Annotated in this window: 29 protein-coding genes; 28 read left to right on the top strand and 1 reads right to left on the bottom strand. The window is 35.1% G+C overall.

Going from position 1 to position 16,325, the window contains the following annotated elements; translation table 11 throughout:
• Positions 1 to 4: 4 nt before the first annotated feature.
• The 16 genes from ACR32F_RS19870 (at position 5) to ACR32F_RS19795 (ending at position 7,652) form a co-directional block, all read left to right on the top strand.
• Entirely contained in the window at positions 5 to 637 is a 633-nt protein-coding gene (locus ACR32F_RS19870) for an HNH endonuclease (RefSeq protein ID WP_440109983.1), read from the top strand.
• A complete protein-coding gene (locus tag ACR32F_RS19865) occupies positions 638 to 1,669 on the top strand; it encodes a ribonucleotide-diphosphate reductase subunit beta (RefSeq protein ID WP_440109981.1) in 1,032 nt (343 codons plus the stop codon).
• Positions 1,670 to 1,699: 30 nt separating this feature from the next.
• Complete coding sequence (locus ACR32F_RS19860) at positions 1,700 to 2,227, top strand: HAD family hydrolase (RefSeq protein ID WP_440109979.1); 528 nt, start codon at positions 1,700 to 1,702, stop codon at positions 2,225 to 2,227.
• Between the two features lie 56 nt (positions 2,228 to 2,283).
• Positions 2,284 to 3,069: a thymidylate synthase gene (thyA, locus tag ACR32F_RS19855; RefSeq protein ID WP_440109977.1), complete on the top strand. Its 786-nt coding sequence runs from the start codon at positions 2,284 to 2,286 to the stop codon at positions 3,067 to 3,069.
• Positions 3,070 to 3,081: 12 nt separating this feature from the next.
• Complete coding sequence (locus ACR32F_RS19850) at positions 3,082 to 3,297, top strand: dihydrofolate reductase (RefSeq protein WP_440119962.1); 216 nt, start codon at positions 3,082 to 3,084, stop codon at positions 3,295 to 3,297.
• A gap of 142 nt (positions 3,298 to 3,439) precedes the next feature.
• Complete coding sequence (locus tag ACR32F_RS19845) at positions 3,440 to 3,931, top strand: lysostaphin resistance A-like protein (protein ID WP_440119961.1); 492 nt, start codon at positions 3,440 to 3,442, stop codon at positions 3,929 to 3,931.
• 176 nt (positions 3,932 to 4,107) lie between these two features.
• Positions 4,108 to 4,395, top strand: a complete 288-nt coding sequence (locus tag ACR32F_RS19840; protein WP_440109975.1) for a hypothetical protein — start codon at positions 4,108 to 4,110, stop codon at positions 4,393 to 4,395.
• Positions 4,396 to 4,474: 79 nt separating this feature from the next.
• Entirely contained in the window at positions 4,475 to 5,041 is a 567-nt protein-coding gene (locus ACR32F_RS19835; protein WP_440109973.1) for a hypothetical protein, read from the top strand.
• Positions 5,042 to 5,051: 10 nt separating this feature from the next.
• Positions 5,052 to 5,258 carry a hypothetical protein gene (locus tag ACR32F_RS19830; RefSeq protein ID WP_440109970.1) on the top strand — a complete coding sequence of 69 codons (207 nt, stop codon included), beginning with the start codon at positions 5,052 to 5,054 and terminating at the stop codon, positions 5,256 to 5,258.
• Positions 5,255 to 5,563 carry a hypothetical protein gene (locus tag ACR32F_RS19825; protein ID WP_440109968.1) on the top strand — a complete coding sequence of 103 codons (309 nt, stop codon included), beginning with the start codon at positions 5,255 to 5,257 and terminating at the stop codon, positions 5,561 to 5,563. Before ACR32F_RS19830 ends, ACR32F_RS19825 begins: the two co-directional genes overlap by 4 nt.
• A gap of 37 nt (positions 5,564 to 5,600) precedes the next feature.
• On the top strand, positions 5,601 to 5,903 hold the full coding sequence (locus ACR32F_RS19820) for a hypothetical protein (RefSeq protein WP_440109966.1): 303 nt from the start codon (positions 5,601 to 5,603) through the stop codon (positions 5,901 to 5,903).
• A gap of 1 nt (position 5,904) precedes the next feature.
• Complete coding sequence (locus tag ACR32F_RS19815) at positions 5,905 to 6,228, top strand: hypothetical protein (protein WP_440109964.1); 324 nt, start codon at positions 5,905 to 5,907, stop codon at positions 6,226 to 6,228.
• Positions 6,218 to 6,634 carry a YopX family protein gene (locus ACR32F_RS19810; RefSeq protein ID WP_440109962.1) on the top strand — a complete coding sequence of 139 codons (417 nt, stop codon included), beginning with the start codon at positions 6,218 to 6,220 and terminating at the stop codon, positions 6,632 to 6,634. Before ACR32F_RS19815 ends, ACR32F_RS19810 begins: the two co-directional genes overlap by 11 nt.
• A complete protein-coding gene (locus ACR32F_RS19805; RefSeq protein WP_440109960.1) occupies positions 6,631 to 6,855 on the top strand; it encodes a hypothetical protein in 225 nt (74 codons plus the stop codon). Before ACR32F_RS19810 ends, ACR32F_RS19805 begins: the two co-directional genes overlap by 4 nt.
• A 33-nt stretch (positions 6,856 to 6,888) precedes the next feature.
• Positions 6,889 to 7,293 (top strand): YopX family protein, encoded by a 405-nt coding sequence (locus ACR32F_RS19800; protein ID WP_440109958.1) that lies wholly within the window; start codon positions 6,889 to 6,891, stop codon positions 7,291 to 7,293.
• A 2-nt stretch (positions 7,294 to 7,295) separates the two neighbouring features.
• Positions 7,296 to 7,652, top strand: a complete 357-nt coding sequence (locus ACR32F_RS19795) for a beta barrel domain-containing protein (RefSeq protein WP_440109956.1) — start codon at positions 7,296 to 7,298, stop codon at positions 7,650 to 7,652.
• Between the two features lie 125 nt (positions 7,653 to 7,777).
• Here ACR32F_RS19795 and ACR32F_RS19790 read toward each other — a convergent pair whose 3' ends face one another.
• Entirely contained in the window at positions 7,778 to 8,056 is a 279-nt protein-coding gene (locus ACR32F_RS19790; RefSeq protein WP_440109954.1) for a hypothetical protein, read from the bottom strand.
• 195 nt (positions 8,057 to 8,251) lie between these two features.
• Here ACR32F_RS19790 and ACR32F_RS19785 point away from each other — a divergent pair, with 195 nt between their 5' ends.
• The 12 genes from ACR32F_RS19785 to ACR32F_RS19730 all read left to right on the top strand — a co-directional run bounded on the left by ACR32F_RS19785 (position 8,252) and on the right by ACR32F_RS19730 (position 16,293).
• Positions 8,252 to 8,596, top strand: coding sequence for a hypothetical protein (locus tag ACR32F_RS19785; protein WP_440109952.1), 345 nt, complete (start codon positions 8,252 to 8,254; stop codon positions 8,594 to 8,596).
• Positions 8,593 to 8,832, top strand: a complete 240-nt coding sequence (locus ACR32F_RS19780; RefSeq protein WP_440109950.1) for a hypothetical protein — start codon at positions 8,593 to 8,595, stop codon at positions 8,830 to 8,832. The genes ACR32F_RS19785 and ACR32F_RS19780 overlap by 4 nt, the downstream gene beginning before the upstream one ends.
• Before the next feature lie 37 nt (positions 8,833 to 8,869).
• Positions 8,870 to 9,106, top strand: coding sequence for a hypothetical protein (locus tag ACR32F_RS19775; RefSeq protein WP_440109948.1), 237 nt, complete (start codon positions 8,870 to 8,872; stop codon positions 9,104 to 9,106).
• Between the two features lie 52 nt (positions 9,107 to 9,158).
• Positions 9,159 to 9,332 carry a hypothetical protein gene (locus ACR32F_RS19770; protein WP_440109946.1) on the top strand — a complete coding sequence of 58 codons (174 nt, stop codon included), beginning with the start codon at positions 9,159 to 9,161 and terminating at the stop codon, positions 9,330 to 9,332.
• Positions 9,333 to 9,732: 400 nt separating this feature from the next.
• On the top strand, positions 9,733 to 10,860 hold the full coding sequence (locus ACR32F_RS19765) for a hypothetical protein (RefSeq protein WP_440109945.1): 1,128 nt from the start codon (positions 9,733 to 9,735) through the stop codon (positions 10,858 to 10,860).
• 29 nt (positions 10,861 to 10,889) lie between these two features.
• Positions 10,890 to 11,636 (top strand): hypothetical protein, encoded by a 747-nt coding sequence (locus tag ACR32F_RS19760; protein ID WP_440109943.1) that lies wholly within the window; start codon positions 10,890 to 10,892, stop codon positions 11,634 to 11,636.
• A 137-nt stretch (positions 11,637 to 11,773) separates the two neighbouring features.
• Positions 11,774 to 12,535 carry a metallophosphoesterase family protein gene (locus ACR32F_RS19755; protein WP_440119960.1) on the top strand — a complete coding sequence of 254 codons (762 nt, stop codon included), beginning with the start codon at positions 11,774 to 11,776 and terminating at the stop codon, positions 12,533 to 12,535.
• Positions 12,525 to 13,163 (top strand): sigma-70 family RNA polymerase sigma factor, encoded by a 639-nt coding sequence (locus tag ACR32F_RS19750; protein WP_440109941.1) that lies wholly within the window; start codon positions 12,525 to 12,527, stop codon positions 13,161 to 13,163. The genes ACR32F_RS19755 and ACR32F_RS19750 overlap by 11 nt, the downstream gene beginning before the upstream one ends.
• Positions 13,164 to 13,254: 91 nt before the next feature.
• Positions 13,255 to 13,590, top strand: coding sequence for a helix-turn-helix domain-containing protein (locus ACR32F_RS19745; protein ID WP_440109939.1), 336 nt, complete (start codon positions 13,255 to 13,257; stop codon positions 13,588 to 13,590).
• 450 nt (positions 13,591 to 14,040) lie between these two features.
• Entirely contained in the window at positions 14,041 to 14,598 is a 558-nt protein-coding gene (locus ACR32F_RS19740; protein ID WP_440109937.1) for a metallophosphoesterase, read from the top strand.
• A 445-nt stretch (positions 14,599 to 15,043) separates the two neighbouring features.
• Positions 15,044 to 16,024: a hypothetical protein gene (locus ACR32F_RS19735; RefSeq protein ID WP_440109935.1), complete on the top strand. Its 981-nt coding sequence runs from the start codon at positions 15,044 to 15,046 to the stop codon at positions 16,022 to 16,024.
• Complete coding sequence (locus ACR32F_RS19730) at positions 15,994 to 16,293, top strand: hypothetical protein (RefSeq protein ID WP_440109932.1); 300 nt, start codon at positions 15,994 to 15,996, stop codon at positions 16,291 to 16,293. The genes ACR32F_RS19735 and ACR32F_RS19730 overlap by 31 nt, the downstream gene beginning before the upstream one ends.
• Positions 16,294 to 16,325: the final 32 nt, after the last annotated feature.

The following is a 16,325-nucleotide window of genomic DNA, read 5'->3' as shown; positions in this document are numbered from 1 at the left end:
CCAATTGAGTAAAAATAAGTATACTCTTGTGGATTATGATGACTACCTTCACTTGAATTTATATAATTGGTACTACTTAAATGGATACGCTGTTCGCACAAGTTATAAAAATGGTAAGAAGGTCACCATTAGAATACACCGTGAGATTATGAAAACGCCTCGTGGCATGGTTTGTGATCACATAGACGGGGACGGACTCAACAATCGAAGAGTAAACTTACGTAATTGCAAACAATCAGAAAATGTCAGAAACAGAAAAGTAGGCGGAGATAAGCTCAAAGGAGTTTCACCATATCGCTATGGAAAAGACAAGTGGGTCGCTAGAATAACAATTAACAAAAAGATAATAAATATAGGAGTTTTTAATTGTCGAATTGCCGCAGCCAATGCCTATAATTTTTATGCATTGATAGAGCATGGAGAATATACGAATCTTAATGATGTACCTCATATGAGACAGGATGAATGGGAATTACAATATTCATGGAAAAGAACTTTTCCAACTGGAGTTAGAATACATAGAAATGGTAGATATGGAGCGCACATTACTGTAAAAGGTAAACAATTATCTTTGGGAACTTATGACACCATAGAAGAGGCTGCCAGAGCAAGAAGAAAATATAAGGAGAATACATAATTGAAAATTCAGAAAATCTTCAACACAGAAGCACCAAACAAATCAACACGTATCATCGAAGGGGAAAATTCGGGTATCCTAAATTGGAACGATATCCGAATGCCTCACATGTACAAATTGTACAAAGTATTGTTACTCAATCATTGGATTGCAGATGAAATTCCGATGTCTAAAGATGCTTCACAGTTCACTCAACTTAGCAAAGTAGAGCAGGATACATTCAAAATTAATATCTCTCTACTTGCAGTATTGGACTCAATGCAAACAATGTTTGTTGGCGATGTAAAAAGGTATTTTACCGATTCATCGTTGGAGGCAATTTCTGCAATCATTGGGCAGCAAGAAGTAGTACATAACCAGTCTTACTCCTATGTGCTTTCCTCAATTGTATCTGATCAAGAGCAGAAAGAAATTTTTGAGTACTGGAAACATGATCCTGTATTGCTAGAGCGGAATCAATTCATCTCAGATATTTATCAAGAATTCCGTGACAACCCTAACCCCCAAACATTCTTTAAATCAATGGTGGCAGATTTGATCCTAGAAGGTATCTTCTTCTATAGTACATTTGCTTTTTTCTATAACTTGGCTCGTGATCAGAAAATGATGGCGACAAGTCAAATGGTCTCTTACATACAAAGAGACGAGAACCAACACTGCTACTTCTTTGCTGAAGTATACAAACAGTTGCTGGTTGATTTCCCTGAGTTGAATACAAAAGAGAACATGGATTATGTATATAGAACGATTGATCAAGCAGTTAAACTTGAAACAAATTGGGGCTATTATACACTTAAAGATATTCAGAGTATTGATCTGGATGAGTTGAGCGACTATATCAAGTACACGGCAAATAAGCGTCTGAAGCTAATGGGCATGGAGAAGCTATATGAAGGAGTAGATGTCAACTGTATGCCTTGGATTAAGCCGTTTTCGGATGAAGCTTTGAACTCAACAAAAACTGATTTCTTCGAGGCTAAATCTCGCAACTATGGTAAGGTTGGCGATGATAACGGGTTTGATGACCTGTAAAATATCTAATTAAGGGAGCATTAAATATATATGGTAGATACGACGAATAAAAAGAAAACAGACTTTGAAAAGGTGCGAGAGTTTCAAAAAGCATTTAATTGTCCAGCACCAGAAGTGCCAACTCCATTGGATGATAAATTAGCAACTAATAGAGCTAATTTTATTATGGAAGAGGTTGTTGAACTACTATATGCATCTTCTGATGGTGACAGAGATAAGTTTCAAAGGTTCATCAATAATCTGATCGCTTCGGTTTTCGATACATTCAAAAAACAATTGGATAAACCTTTTCCTGAAGATCGTCTAATAGGACAGGTTGATGCGCTGATTGACATCAAATACTTTGCAGAAGGTGGACTTGTTGAAACATCGGTCATCCCAGATGAAATTTTTAACATTGTACATAATGCAAATATGCAGAAACTATTTCCTGATGGACTACCACATTACAACGAGGTTGGTAAAGTAGTTAAGCCTGATGGATGGGAGGCTCCAGAACCTAAGATTGAAGAGGAAATTAAACGTCAAATTGATCTAGGAACATTGAGATTTAACTAATACATAATTGGGCGGTGGGCAACCACTGCCTTTTAATTTATCTACGGAGGTAGCAAATGTCTACAATTGATAAGCAGTATAAGGAATTGATTAAGGAGATTCTAGAAAATGGATACGAAGGCACAAATAGAACCTCTGATAAATCAAAAAAAGTATTTGGGAAGGTTTTGCGATTCGATCTTTCTAAAGAGTTTCCACTACTCTCACTAAAATTTACTGGATATAAGACACTTACACAAGAAATGTTATGGATATATCAGCAAGGCTCCAATGAGATTAAATGGCTAAATGACAGAAATATCTCTATTTGGGATGAGTGGTGTTTGCCAGATGGTACAATTGGTGAAGCATACGGAAAACAAATCGCCAAGCATAATCAAATTAGTAAATTAATTGATACATTAAAGAGTAATCCACAGTCTAGACGAATGGTAATTGATCTTTGGGCTGTTGGAGATCTAGAGAAAATGTCTTTGACTCCTTGTATGTTTAATCATATTGCCGATGTAAATGACGGCAAGTTGAATTGGCACACAACTATAAGATCTTCTGATACCGCATTGGGTTTGCCATACAACATTGCTCAAATAGCTATTCTAATTCATATGCTTGCACAAGTAACCGATCTAGAAGTTGGAGAATTAATTGTTTGTATAACTAATGCCCATCTTTATGAGCAGCACTATGAACCAATTAAAGCTATATTTGATCGGGAAGAACAAGAAGGAGTGCAACTGTGGCTTAACCCAGAAGTTAATGATTTTTATGATTTCACTGTTGACGATGTGAAAATTCTAAATTATAATCCACATCCAGTGATTAAGATGAGGGTTTCTGTGTGAGTAAATCAGGACATATTTGTAATAGGAGGATCATCAATATATGAGCAGTTCTTACCGATAGTTGATTCAATGTACATTAATGAAATTCAACGTATGTTTAATGGTGATTCTAATTTTCCTGATTACAATGAGAGGGAATGGGATACTACAACAGAGACAACAATAGAATCAACCGCCAACGAAACATTATACAAAATCAAAGTGAAATACCTGAAGAGAAGAACTTAATTATGATAAGATAATACTAGACATACAACAAAATACATGATAAGATGAGTACAGGTCAAAGAGAACCTGTACTTTTTTCTATAGGAGGGGGATTAAATGAATAAGAAGGTGATTGATAATTTTAAAATTGGCTCTAATCTTTATGCCACCAATATTGCTATTATGGTTTGTATCTAAAAATAAAACTCGAATAGTTGATGAATTGATTAAGTTAAAACGAATAAATAATATAGAATATATTTTTTATTCAACTAGTTTTGCCTTTATAGGATTCAACATTATTAACTCTTTGACAACTCAATACTTTGAGACAGCTACGGTAATAAGTGTACCTCCTAGTATTCCTGTGCTTTACATCTATAGCGTAACATTCAGCCCCATCATCGAAGAGTACATATGCAGAGGTATCATATTCAAAAAACTTAACAGCAAATTTGGTTTCGCGGTTTCTGCGCTGGTAAGTTCAATAGTATTCGCGATACCACATTTTAATCTAACTGCATTTATCGGCTACGTATTTATAGGATTTATCTGGTGCTGGTATTACAAAAAGAGTGGCAGCCTATTGCTTCCAATCTTAAGTCACGCACTATTCAATTTCACAACTATACTAATCATGTCGCTGAAAGGGTGATAAATACATATGATAAGCAAGTTAATCAACTATCTATTTTGGAGTAAATCATTTGAGAAAGTTAGAGAGTCACACAGGAAGATGTGTTATGAGCTAGGTAAACATGATCAAGAGCAAGCGTTTTGTTATACATATATTGACGAACAGTATGAGCAATAGGGGGAAGAGGAACGCATATGAAAATCAAGCCAACTGTATTTGATAAGTATAGTCAACTCTGCATGAAGAGTTATCTGAGTTGTGATTCTTTCGAGGAAGTAAGGTATAAGATTAAGAAGTGTGTAACATTGGGACAAGTCGTAAAAGTCGAAGGGAATACTACACACATTCAATATTACTACAATCGATTTATTGTTGAAGATGATGTGGTTGTTGATCTGTACCAAAACAAGAATTCATACATAGAAGTTTCTGAACGAGTAAAAGCTGCATATGATCGATTGGAAGGTAAGGTAGTAGTTTAAATGAAAGAAAGCCGTCTTTTATCAAAATATTGAATGCATATAACAATGCATAAACAACACAATTAAGGAGATGATACAAATGGAATACCCTAAAACTATTGAACTGTCTACTCATGGCTTTGAAAGAATGCAAGAAAGATTCCCTGAATACAGCAAAAACAAGAAAATGGCTACTGACTATGTCAGATCACTATTGAAAAGCTCTGAATACATTGGAATTGTACCAGATCAATTTGGAGTTGATTCACACATGTACGTTTTCAATCATACAGTTGCTATCCATATTGGATTAGATCCTGTGAAAATTACTACGGTGTATCCAATTGAAAGAGATATTGAAAAAGAACATAGGAAGATTACGTTTCGAGACAGAGTTGAAGAGTTATACAAAAAAGAATTCAGAAAAATACATAGAACAGAACTAGCAAAACGCAAGAAGATTAAATACTCCAAAGCTAAAAATGAAGCTGAGATTGCTGCACTTAAATACAAGCAACTCATTACACGCTCTGAGAATGTAAAAGAGTTGTGTGCAAAAAGAATTAAAGAATTACAAAACGAGATCCTTCATGAAGAAAACATAATCAAGGATGTTCAAGTATTAAAGAGAAGTGTAGCCTATGCCATTGCAACAGGAAATTACTAGAGGTGAAAATATGAATCTACTACAAGCAGCTCAGTATAGCGCACATGGATTCACGGTGATTTCAAACACAGGTAGACGATATTCTCCAGACATGTTCGATATTAAGTGGATTGGGTCTCACTATGCTTCAATGAACAATTGTGGAATGACAGATGAAGAACGTAAGGGTGAATGGGAAGCAGTAATTAGTCTGAAATTCGAAGGAGATATAATATGAAGAACTATCGTACAGAGACAGTAACTGAAGAGAAAGATATTCATGAATCAACAACTTGCAATAAATGTGGCAAATTAACGAAATATGAACAAGTAGACCATTACGTATGGGAAAATTTCGCTTATGAATTTTACGTGAACTTCAAAGAAGGGAGCATTTATGAGCGAGAGAAGTGGAAATTTGATCTATGCGAGAATTGTGTAATCGAACTTGTTAAGTCGTTTAAGTTTGTTCCTGAATGGTTCAACTTTAGTGAGAAATCTCAAGAAGTTTTTGAACAATGGAAGGCCACAGACAATAAATAAGTCAGTAAAAATCTAATTTTATCAGGAGGTGATCTAGATGGCAAATGAAGTGAGTAACGCGTTCAGACTCGCCTTCTTCCCTACGCCGGAGGAAGCCCGCAGACAAAAAGAGTTTTTACATGAGCTTATAAAAGAATCGAGAGGAGAAAGCAGGGCATATCTTTCTGAGCAAGGTTTGAATGAGGATGAAATAAGCATTCTCGAAGAACTTGAGTCAGAGGAAGCTTCTAAGGTGAGCCGTTTCCAGTCTTATTCAAACCGAGATTCGTTATTGCGTAGCGGGATTATAACTATCGAAAGAGTGAAAGATGACATAAGAAAATATAAGGAGAATACATAAGATGCCAATTTTAAAATATGAAGGTCAAACACAAATTGAATTTGGAACAGGGGACATCAACGTTTCACCGGGATTGCTTCAATTAGATTATCCTTGCGGTGTGATTGCTTTCCAGCCGAAAGAGTCAGGGCAAATTGGAGAGCGTAAGAAGAACGAAACAATTGTTGCGTCACCAGCAGAGACACCAGTAAGGATGACATTCGACAAAGTAGAGTCAATTGATGTAGTTATCAGGGCACTAAAAGAAGCGAAACGCATGATGAAAGAAGAAACATGGAGTAGTCTTATGGCTCCCAAGGAAGGAGAAGGTAAGCATGAACAATAAACATCGTGGAAAACGCATCGAAACAGGTGAATGGATTTATGGTTACTTGATTGGTGATAATGTCATTGTTGGTGAAATTGTAGATTGGAATGATGAGTATTTTAACACCGAATATTGGTATGCCGTTGATCCAGCTACGGTTGGAAAATATATAGGTATCAAAGATGGAACTAGCAATGAAGAGTGGTGTGTAGGAGATATTCTCTCTCCCAACCCTCATCTACACAATCAAGAAGTACAGATAATTTGTTATGACAGCCACCAAGCAAAATATAAAAGTGTTCCATTGAGTACATACAGAACTAATGCAGGCAATGGTGGATGGACTGGGTACGATATCAAATACTGGCAGAGAAGACTTGGTAATATACACGACAATCCTGAACTATTGGAGGTCAAACAATGAACCAGTATCTTGTATGCTTTAAGACAAAGACTGAATGGAAAGTTGGTCTAATGATTAAGATTGATGTCTCAGTTAATAGACCGAATAACCCATCCGATGATGAATTAATCAATGACTATTTGAAAGTTAATTATGGTGAATCCATTGATTATGAAACCTTACAATGTCATGTACTAGATGATGTTATACATATTGATCATGAATATTGCGTTGAAACCTGATCGAGCAAATTGAATAAGGAGTGTGGGATAAAAGTGAAAGTAATCGATGTAAATAAACTTACTCAATGGGTTAATAGTGAGGGAGTAGAATTTGAAGCAGAAGGTCAATCAGCATTAAGTATGGTTCTAAATGAGATTGTAAGTGGAACGTTTGACTCATCTGATTACTATATTGGAATTGAAGATAGCAATGGTAAAAAGATGTATAAGGGCAGCATAATAAAAATCACCTTTGACACTAATTACTCTGAAGAAGAATACTACGTTGGAGTAATTGAATACGGAGCAGAAAGAGGATATCCAGCCTTTGATTTGGAACCTCGGATTGATTGCAGTATGAACGCAATTAGTTGGCTCAAAAGTGAGAGTGACCCGTCTGTAATCAAGTATGAGGTTATTGGAAACATCCATGATAATCCTGAATTATTGGAGGTGTAAAAATGAAAAACATTGAAGTTGGTCAGACGCTTTATGTAAACATCAGTGGATTTCTATATAAAGAGGCAAATTTAAAAGAATACAAAGTACAAAAAGTTAACACATCTAGTGTATATGTTGCTCAAGAAGGAGACAAGCATCCTCTTAGATTAGACAAGAAAACACTGACTAACAATAATGGAGTCTTAGGTCATTACAAGGCATATGTTAATGCGGAAGATTACTGGGGCAAGATCAATCGAGTAAATGAGCGCAGAGATCTAGCCAACAACATTAAAGAGAGAATTACTCGATTGAATCTAGAGCAATTGAAAGAAGTCGAAGCGTTTATCGATAATCAAAAGTCTGTGAAAGTCTAGTTTGATCAAAAAAAACACCCACTTATTTAATGGGTGCGGGAGGTGAAGTATTATGACAGGTGGAACTTGGAAGAAAAATATGGATGAGAAAATTGCTCGTCTAATTGCCATTGCTAAAAAGAAGGTTACTTAACTGACTGTAGAGCTATTGATTTAACACCTGCTAACTCATTGTGGTATTTATGAAGAGTCTGTTCAGCAATTTGGGTAGACAATCCTGTCAATAGTGCAGCAAAAAGCTTATACTTCTCAAACTCAGGATCATTATCTTTTCCATTATCGTGTTTTGTTTTAAGGAAATCAAAATCTCCTTGTTTAATACTTCGATCTAAAACATCTTCGGAGATCTCGGTAGCGATTTTGTGAAAATCGAAATCAAATTTTTTAACTTCCTTATTGCTCACTATAAGCACCTCTATGTATTGGACTTGATTCTATCTGACTAACTAGGGTGACTATTGAACCAGTACATTAATACTATGACAAATTTCTACATACAGCAATACGGAACGTCAGTTCTGTCAAGTGTTTTTAGTCGGCTACCTAAATATATTGACAAATGAAAATACTTTGATCTCTTTGAGATAGGAGGAATATAAGTGCTAAGAATTAAGGATGATTACTTCAAACACATTATAGACAGTATCAAAGATAGGACGTTGAATTTTGATGCTGAGGGTGGATGTGCATGTGGACGACTGGAGATTAAATTAAGCGATCATTTATATTTAAGTGTTTATCGAAGTTGTCGTAAATCGAATTCAACTCCTGATGATAAATTGTGGAATATTGAGAGTGTAGAATTCTTTGATAAATCATTTGATGAATTTGCAGAAGACTATCCTAATTCAGTCAAGATGAAATTAGACAAGACACAAGAAACAGAACTTATTGAGCTTTTAAAAGAGACAACAAGGGAAACGTGGGGAAAAGAATACCGATGAAATATGCTATCGAATATGAACATCTTATAGATGAATTGGAGCAGAACGAGGATAAACAATGGCACTTCAATGAAGTTAAAAAGTTAGCCAATAAATACAGATTAGAACTGGCAGATGATGAATTTAAGGGGTTTTTAAAACTTAGTTTGAGAGACAAAGATATTGGTTGGTTGATGAATCAAATGAGCTATGGCACTACATTTTCTGAGGCACTAATATCATATATAGTCTATTAGAAACATAATAAGCAAATAATTAAAGGAGGAGTAGGACATGGAAGAATATTACGAATATCTTAAAGTTATCAATGATAGTTTAGTTAACAAAGGTGACTACATTTTTAAGGAAGAAAACGACGCTCAAAGATTTGCAAGAGAAGTATTATCAGAGGCAGAAAATCAATATTCAGATGAGGGTTTTTATCACACTTATGAGGACCTCAAAGATTTTCTTTATACTCATCATGTAGATAGTATTGCATACTTTATTTATGAAGAGAAATATAGGTAAGTTGATGAATTACCTGTTTTATATTGACATAAAAAAGGAGGGGGACTACTCTATGAAACAAAAGTATCTATGCATAAAAGATTGGAAGATTGATAGTGGTACTTATTTTAGAAAAGGCGAATATTACAAAGGTGCTCCATTTAATAATGGCGAATCCGTAAAAATGTTTGGCTTGGTCGGAATGACGATAAATTTTCATAAAGGAAGCGACTATTTTCACATTTAGAGTACTTAATACTTGATAAAACCTGTTTCACAGAGAAAAGAGGCGAAGCTTTATCGACTACCATAGTGCTTTTTTAGCCATAAAGTCAGCAGATCAAGAGAGATATGAATATGCATTTGTGAAATGGCTTGAATACTACTATCAAACCGAAGTTTATGATAGACGAGTCTGTTCTGGATACGATGAGAAGACTCAGAGTGCCATACCTCTTAATACAGTTGAATACATAGATATAAATCGAAATGCCAAACGTCTTATGAATAAGATAGTTGCAGAACTGAGGGACAAAAGAATAGATGAAGACACTTGGAGATCAGCAAGAAATGAAGCTGCCAGATACTCGCACGACAAGGTAGAAGAACTATTGAAAAGCTACGGTGTCTTATAGGGAGATGATTAATTGAGCAAATATGAATTGAGTTTATCCAAAGATTATGTTCCAAATTGGACGGTTGTTGATGCAATACGAGAATTGTTTCAAAATGCTTTGGATCAGCAATCGACAGTAGAAAATAACACTATGTTCTTCGATTATGATGAATCGCAACAAACTCTAAAGATAGGTAATAAACTGTCCGTACTTGATGTCAAGACGCTTCTGCTAGGTTCATCAACTAAGAGAAACGATCCCAATACTATCGGTCAGTTTGGCGAAGGGTACAAAATTGCCACTCTAGTGCTCACACGTTTAAATAAAAAGGTTATATTCTTCAACTATGGTGCTAAAGAAGTGTGGAGCCCACGCTTTGTGAAAGCGCGCAGATATGGTGGAGAAGAAATATTAACATTTTTTATAGACAAGAAGTACCCTTGGACTTCTGTTCCTGATAATAATCTCACCATTGTTATCGAAGGGATCGACACAAAAGAATACAAAGATATTATAGAGTCTAATTTACATCTTCAAGATGTGGGTAAAACCATACAAAGCAAACTAGGAAGAGTACTTGAAGAAGAGAGATATAGAGGCAAAGTATTTGTTAATGGATTATTTATCTGTGACTATAGCGAATACACTCAAGGATATGATTTCAAACCTGAATACATAAAAATTGATCGTGACAGAAAATTGGCAGACTCTTTTGAATTAAGATGGCTGTCTTCTAGAATGCTGAGCGGGATTGATTCTAGCAAAACTGTAGAACTAATTAAGAATAATGCGGCGGATGTTCAGTACATAGCTAGTATGAATGGAGTTTCATGGGATTCAAACGAACCTCTAAAAAAGATTCTTAACGATGTTTATGAGGATTTTAAAAAGGAAAATGGCGAAAAGGCTGTACCCGTTACAACTCAAGATGAATACAACTTGATTCAAAAATCATCAAACTATAGCCCGGTTTATGTTTCAGAAAATTATGCAGTAGCAATCAAATCGAGCAATAGTTACTCTGATCCGGTATTAGATATTGAAAAGAAAGAGTCTGTCAACCACCGTTTAGTAAATTGGCTCAATAGCCATAAGCAATCGTTGTCTAAGAAAGCAATCAAGCAGCTTGAAGAAATTATTGACGAAGTAGTTGAATAATTAAATTTAAAATAAGGGAGATATAATATATGACACTCGAAAACAGTATTAAAGATACGATTACTAGAAAACTTGAGGATGGAACTGTAGAGAAATTGATTGAACAACAATTAGAAAAAGGTGTGGTAAATGCTCTAGAGAATCTATTCCGCTCATATGGGGATGTAACAAAGATTATCAAAGACAAAGTGAAATCGGTGATGGTTCCTTATCTAGAATCTTACGACTATTCTCAACACATAACTAAATTGGATGCAGTGCTGGTAGATGTACTTCAAAACTCAGCACTTGAGAATAAACAACTTCTTAGTAATTTCAAAAATCTTATGATTACAGACGACAAAGTAAAGCAATTGAATGTATCGGATCTCTATAAGCATTGGATGGATTACGTAGCTAAGAATATTGATACGAATAAGTTAGAGGTTGATTACGATGATGGAGTTAACTATGAATATGCAGAAGTTACATTAGAAGTTGAGTATAGCGAAGAAAGACACTGGGGGTCTTACGAATATGCAAATTTGATTTTTGAATGTGAGAAAGATGAAGAGATGAACCAGTCAATCAGATTGCATCGTTGGAAGGACAGTAAAGATAAAGGGTGGGATATTGAGCGTCATGAAGTAAAGGATTTGAAGTCTCTTAGACATTTAAATGATTTTGAACTCTTGCTAATGAAGTTGAATCAAAACTACACTTCCTTGATTATCGATGTTGAGTCAGATTCAGATTGTGTTGAAGTTGAAGCAAAACCAGAGCCAACATTCAGTTAATACATAGTCCTAATAAAACACTTGTTTTATGACAAAAAAGAGCAGCCCTACCAATTAAGGTAATGACTGCTCCCGTTGAATCTCTATATGTTACCGGCCAAAGTAACAATTAAATTATAGCCAAATTTTCACAATAAATCAATAGAAATGAGGCCATACACATCAGAAGACTCGTAGTTAGCGATATTCATGGTTGTCATGATGAATTCAATTATATTCTCAGTAAGTGCAAATACGATCCCACATCAGATCAACTGATACTAATTGGAGATTATGTAGATAGAGGATTGAAAAGTAAACAAGTTGTTGAGCATGTTATGGACTTAAAAAATGAACACAACGCTATCATACTAAAAGGAAATCATGATGACATGATGGTAGCTGCACTAAAACATGACGATGAGGCATATGATACTCAGTGGCTGAACAATGGTGGATTTACAACGCTGATTAGTTACATTGGCGGAGATTATTTTGAAGAAGGTTTTGAATGGGATAAATACATAGAAGTGAAAGAGAACGTACGCAAACATTATCAACACCATATAGATTTTCTAGATTTGCTTCCATTGTATTACGAAGACGACCATCATACATATGTTCATGCTGGTATTAATCCATTGCTTAATAATTGGAAGAATACATCGGATGATGATTTTATTTGGATCAGAGAGCAGTTTTTTAGAAACCACACAGGATTAGATAAGAAAGTGATTTTTGGACATACTCCAGCAATGCATTTACATGGTTCTGCTGATATCTGGTTTGATTCCAAAGGTGACAAAATAGGTATTGATGGAGCATGTGCATATGGTAAACAACTAAATCTACTAGAAATTACAGAGGAAGGTCTGTACATTCAACATAGTATACAGAGGGGTGAAAAATATGAATTTTAATAATATGCTTAAACATTATGACAAAGATTTCAACAACGAAGAGAATATTAAACTAGCAAAAGAAACTAATAATGAAGAGTTAAAAGATAAAGTAATTAGCAATAACATTAAACTTGTTGCAAAGATGGCTAATGACTGGGCATCTAAAGGTTCTGATGAAGCTGACGATTTAGTTGGTATTGGGATGATTGCTTTAATCAATGCTTACAATACATATGATTGCACAAGAGATATTAAATTTACTACTTATCTTACTAAGGCTGTTTGGATGGAGTTCGTCAAGCATGCCAATAAAAAGAAGCGCAAAGGTAGAGACAAATACAGTTTTGTAAGTATGGATGGATCATTTATCAAGGAAAGTGATACTGGTAGCGATAAATCCATTGCCGATTTATTGTCAAATGATAGCCATCTGGATTATGAAAAAGTGGAAGACAGCTTCTTTAATAGAGACTTAAATAAGGCCATAGATTCAGAATTAACCATGACTGAGCAAAAAGTATCACGCAAGTATTTTCTAGAGGGGAGGGAGCTCGTTGAAATCGGAGTCGAATTGAATGTGTCACGACAAGCAGTTCATCAAGCATTTAAACGAAGCGTAAAGAAATTGACTCCAGTGTTTGCATAAATACATAGAATACATAGTTTAAATGGAACTTATATTTGATCAAAAGTAATAGTGATTGCTATTATTAAGAAAATCAAACAGGAGGTTCAACATGAGTGAATTAAATTTTGCACGTAATTTGAAGAGGTTTCGTGAAAGATTAGAATTATCGAAGGAAGAGTTGGGTCAAAAGCTAGGTGTTTCAGGTGCTACCATAGGCTATTGGGAAAGTGGCAGGAATGAACCACGCATGGGTAAATTAGAAAACATTGCGGATACATTGGGCGTTACTACGTATGAACTATTGTTTATGCAGCAGATTAACTTAAAAAGTAAAATGTCAGTTGAACAGATGAGAGCATTAGATATAATTCATGCACTGCCCAGTGAAGATTTGAAGATTATCAATGATTTAATGGTGCGGATTTTGAAGAAAAACAATACATAGGGTGTTTAAGTAAAAGATGCATTTCATCTGAAAGGGGAAACAACATGAAATATGCATACCTTGTTATGGAGAAGATTGATGACACTCATGAAGAAATAAGGCGAATTTGTATTTCTGAGGATAGCGCTAAAAAGTATAGAAATAAATTGATCTCCGAAAAACAAGAGGATTTCTATAGTGAATATATCCATATCAATAAGTGGAGAGTATACGAATGAAGAAAGTGAAAAAGCATTTAGGGATATATGGATATAAACCATCGGCAAGAATACATATTAACGCTGAATCACTGTATTGTGAAAACTGCAAGAGTGTACCGCAATTCACATCAACCAAGGAGTATTTTGTGCCATCCAAATGGTATCAGTTTTCGAACTGTTTGGAAACATGCAATTGGATTATCTGCTCAGATTGCTACACACCATTAAAAGTTAAATAGGAGAAATACACATGAGTACATTTTACACTTCAGACTCCCACTTCTCGCACAAGAACATCATTCAGCATGAAAGTAGACCATTTAACTCTGTTGAGGAGATGGATGAATTCCTTGTTGTACAATGGAATAACACAGTAACCAATAATGACACAGTATATCATCTTGGCGACATTGTATTTGGTGGCATCTCTAAATGGGATAAGATCATTCCTCGCCTAAAAGGAAAAATCCATCTAACGGTCGGTAATCACGATAATACTAATACTGTAAAAAAGATGGCACATTACTTTGAAGAAGTTGAAAATATGATCGTTAGGAAAATCGATAAGCAGCATCTATTCCTGCTCCATTATCCGATTGAGATTGGATTGACCCCTAATGCCTATTCAATTCATGGACACATTCACAGCAAACCATCCAACCACATCAATCAAATTAACGTAGGCATTGATAGTCCTTTTACAAGGGATTGTGTTGGATTTGGAAATTTGATTCCTGAAGAGTTGATTTTGGAAGAGTTGAAAGATAGAAAAGAACAGGTTATGCAACTTCGATCAGAAAGACAGTAGAGGTGATGACTATAAATATTCAAGAATCAATACGATTACTTAACATTAAACTTAAAAACAATAGAATAACGGAAGAGAAGTACAAACAATACATAGCAAAGCTTTATGAATGGCAACTCAATGATCCATTAGAATACTATCAGAACACAAACGATCCATATTAAAGAAAGGAGTCAACGAGGTATGTTTAAACGTATCATCAAAAAGACTCATAAGAAGGAATATCTGAAAAGTATTATAAGAATGTATTTTGTTATGTCTCTGGCGTTGTTATTGTCAGTAATGAATATGATAACGCTCCTTTTAATTATAATAAAATAATACTATACATTAGTATATATAAATGGTACAATCAATCTATAAATTTGTATTACATTGTTGTTAAAATAAAGCGTTTATACTCAGAGATGCGACAATGTAGTGGGATTGATAAGGAGGTTGTACCGTGTCGTCAATTGTAGCAGAAGATATAAGTGTTTTTGATCTAGGATTTAGTTGGGCTAAAGGGAAAAAGAACAAAAAATTATTTGTCCAGCCGTCCATTGTAGGAGAATCACAGCCCTTGTATGACATAAATATTAAGCCCAATGATTTTTTCTTTGAGGATATGATGTTTGTTGGTGATTTAGCATTAAGAGAAAGTGAGATTAAGTATTTCACTCTAAATAAACAGAAGAGTGAAGCGATGACATCTGAGATAATTCTCAAAACTGGTCTAGGGTATCTTAATGGAAGTAAAAAGTTCAGTCTTATTACTGGATTGCCAATACTGTTCTATTTTAAGCAGATGTCTGAAATGGAAGATATGATTGCCAGATTAGCAGACTCAGATCCTTACGAGATAAAAAAAGGTCGCGGTAGTTTCAGCAAGGTGAAACTTAATATCGATAAATATAAAATATTTCCTCAAGGTTATGGTATTGCTATGAATCACCTATTAAATAGCTCTGGTAAGATTCAAAACAAAACAGACGCAAGGAAGAAGATACTTGTAATAGACCTAGGATTCTACACATTAAATCTACTGGGTTTAGATGGATTAGATATCATGAAAGAGTCCACAAGTTTATTTTTAGGAGTAGAGAAGGCATATAAGCTTCTTAGAAAATATCTTCAGGATTTGGTGGGAACCGCCCCAGCAATATACGAGTTAGATAAATATGTGATTAGTGGTACATATGAAGGCAGAGATATTCGTCACTTAGTTTCTAGAGCGTTCAAGGCTCTAGCAATACAAATACAGAATGAAATTGAAGGCTTAAACATCAACTTTGACATGTACATGATTGGTGGTGGGGCAGCACGTTACATATATGAATATCTTCGCCTTAACAATAAATCTCTTTATGGTCAACTGGATCAGGTAAACGGGAACGAGAAGGTAGGTGTGCGATTGTGGGGAAGCAGCATGTTATTGCGCGCCTAAGACCAGTAAAAGACGATGATATTCGATTAGCAATGTCCAAACTCCCAGTATATTACGATGAAGCTGATATCGTTAGAGAGGCATTGAGACAGTTCTTGTTTAGTCATACTGGAAGAGAACCAATAATTAAGGGTGTTCAAGTCTTCAAGGAAACCGCAACACATAAATCGGATAAGCGAGAAGGTGTGGTTATGGAGGATGTTGATATCTCCAGATTCGAAGATGAAGATGATTTAGACACAAAGTTAAATGATTTCCTCAGTTCTTAACGTAGGCTTCGGCCTACTTATACATAGATTTT

The organism is Paenibacillus hebaui (genome assembly GCF_051934385.1).
In the GTDB taxonomy this organism is placed as follows: domain Bacteria; phylum Bacillota; class Bacilli; order Paenibacillales; family Paenibacillaceae; genus Paenibacillus.
The sequence above is the reverse complement of the archived record's forward strand: the minus strand, read 5'-3'. Positions and strand labels throughout refer to the sequence as shown.

Bases quoted from the DNA above. Each gene is read 5' to 3' on its own strand.
- ACR32F_RS19750 (WP_440109941.1), top strand. From the start codon at position 12,525: ATGAATTTTAATAATATGCTTAAACATTATGACAAAGATTTCAACAAC.
- ACR32F_RS19840 (WP_440109975.1), top strand. From the start codon at position 4,108: ATGAAAATCAAGCCAACTGTATTTGATAAGTATAGTCAACTCTGCATG.
- ACR32F_RS19795 (WP_440109956.1), top strand. From the start codon at position 7,296: ATGAAAAACATTGAAGTTGGTCAGACGCTTTATGTAAACATCAGTGGA.
- ACR32F_RS19805 (WP_440109960.1), top strand. From the start codon at position 6,631: ATGAACCAGTATCTTGTATGCTTTAAGACAAAGACTGAATGGAAAGTT.
- ACR32F_RS19745 (WP_440109939.1), top strand. From the start codon at position 13,255: ATGAGTGAATTAAATTTTGCACGTAATTTGAAGAGGTTTCGTGAAAGA.
- thyA (WP_440109977.1), top strand. From the start codon at position 2,284: ATGTCTACAATTGATAAGCAGTATAAGGAATTGATTAAGGAGATTCTA.
- ACR32F_RS19815 (WP_440109964.1), top strand. From the start codon at position 5,905: ATGCCAATTTTAAAATATGAAGGTCAAACACAAATTGAATTTGGAACA.
- ACR32F_RS19825 (WP_440109968.1), top strand. From the start codon at position 5,255: ATGAAGAACTATCGTACAGAGACAGTAACTGAAGAGAAAGATATTCAT.
- ACR32F_RS19820 (WP_440109966.1), top strand. From the start codon at position 5,601: ATGGCAAATGAAGTGAGTAACGCGTTCAGACTCGCCTTCTTCCCTACG.
- ACR32F_RS19775 (WP_440109948.1), top strand. From the start codon at position 8,870: ATGGAAGAATATTACGAATATCTTAAAGTTATCAATGATAGTTTAGTT.
- ACR32F_RS19810 (WP_440109962.1), top strand. From the start codon at position 6,218: ATGAACAATAAACATCGTGGAAAACGCATCGAAACAGGTGAATGGATT.
- ACR32F_RS19770 (WP_440109946.1), top strand. From the start codon at position 9,159: ATGAAACAAAAGTATCTATGCATAAAAGATTGGAAGATTGATAGTGGT.
- ACR32F_RS19830 (WP_440109970.1), top strand. From the start codon at position 5,052: ATGAATCTACTACAAGCAGCTCAGTATAGCGCACATGGATTCACGGTG.
- ACR32F_RS19860 (WP_440109979.1), top strand. From the start codon at position 1,700: ATGGTAGATACGACGAATAAAAAGAAAACAGACTTTGAAAAGGTGCGA.
- ACR32F_RS19740 (WP_440109937.1), top strand. From the start codon at position 14,041: ATGAGTACATTTTACACTTCAGACTCCCACTTCTCGCACAAGAACATC.
- ACR32F_RS19835 (WP_440109973.1), top strand. From the start codon at position 4,475: ATGGAATACCCTAAAACTATTGAACTGTCTACTCATGGCTTTGAAAGA.
- ACR32F_RS19845 (WP_440119961.1), top strand. From the start codon at position 3,440: ATGCCACCAATATTGCTATTATGGTTTGTATCTAAAAATAAAACTCGA.
- ACR32F_RS19780 (WP_440109950.1), top strand. From the start codon at position 8,593: ATGAAATATGCTATCGAATATGAACATCTTATAGATGAATTGGAGCAG.
- ACR32F_RS19760 (WP_440109943.1), top strand. From the start codon at position 10,890: ATGACACTCGAAAACAGTATTAAAGATACGATTACTAGAAAACTTGAG.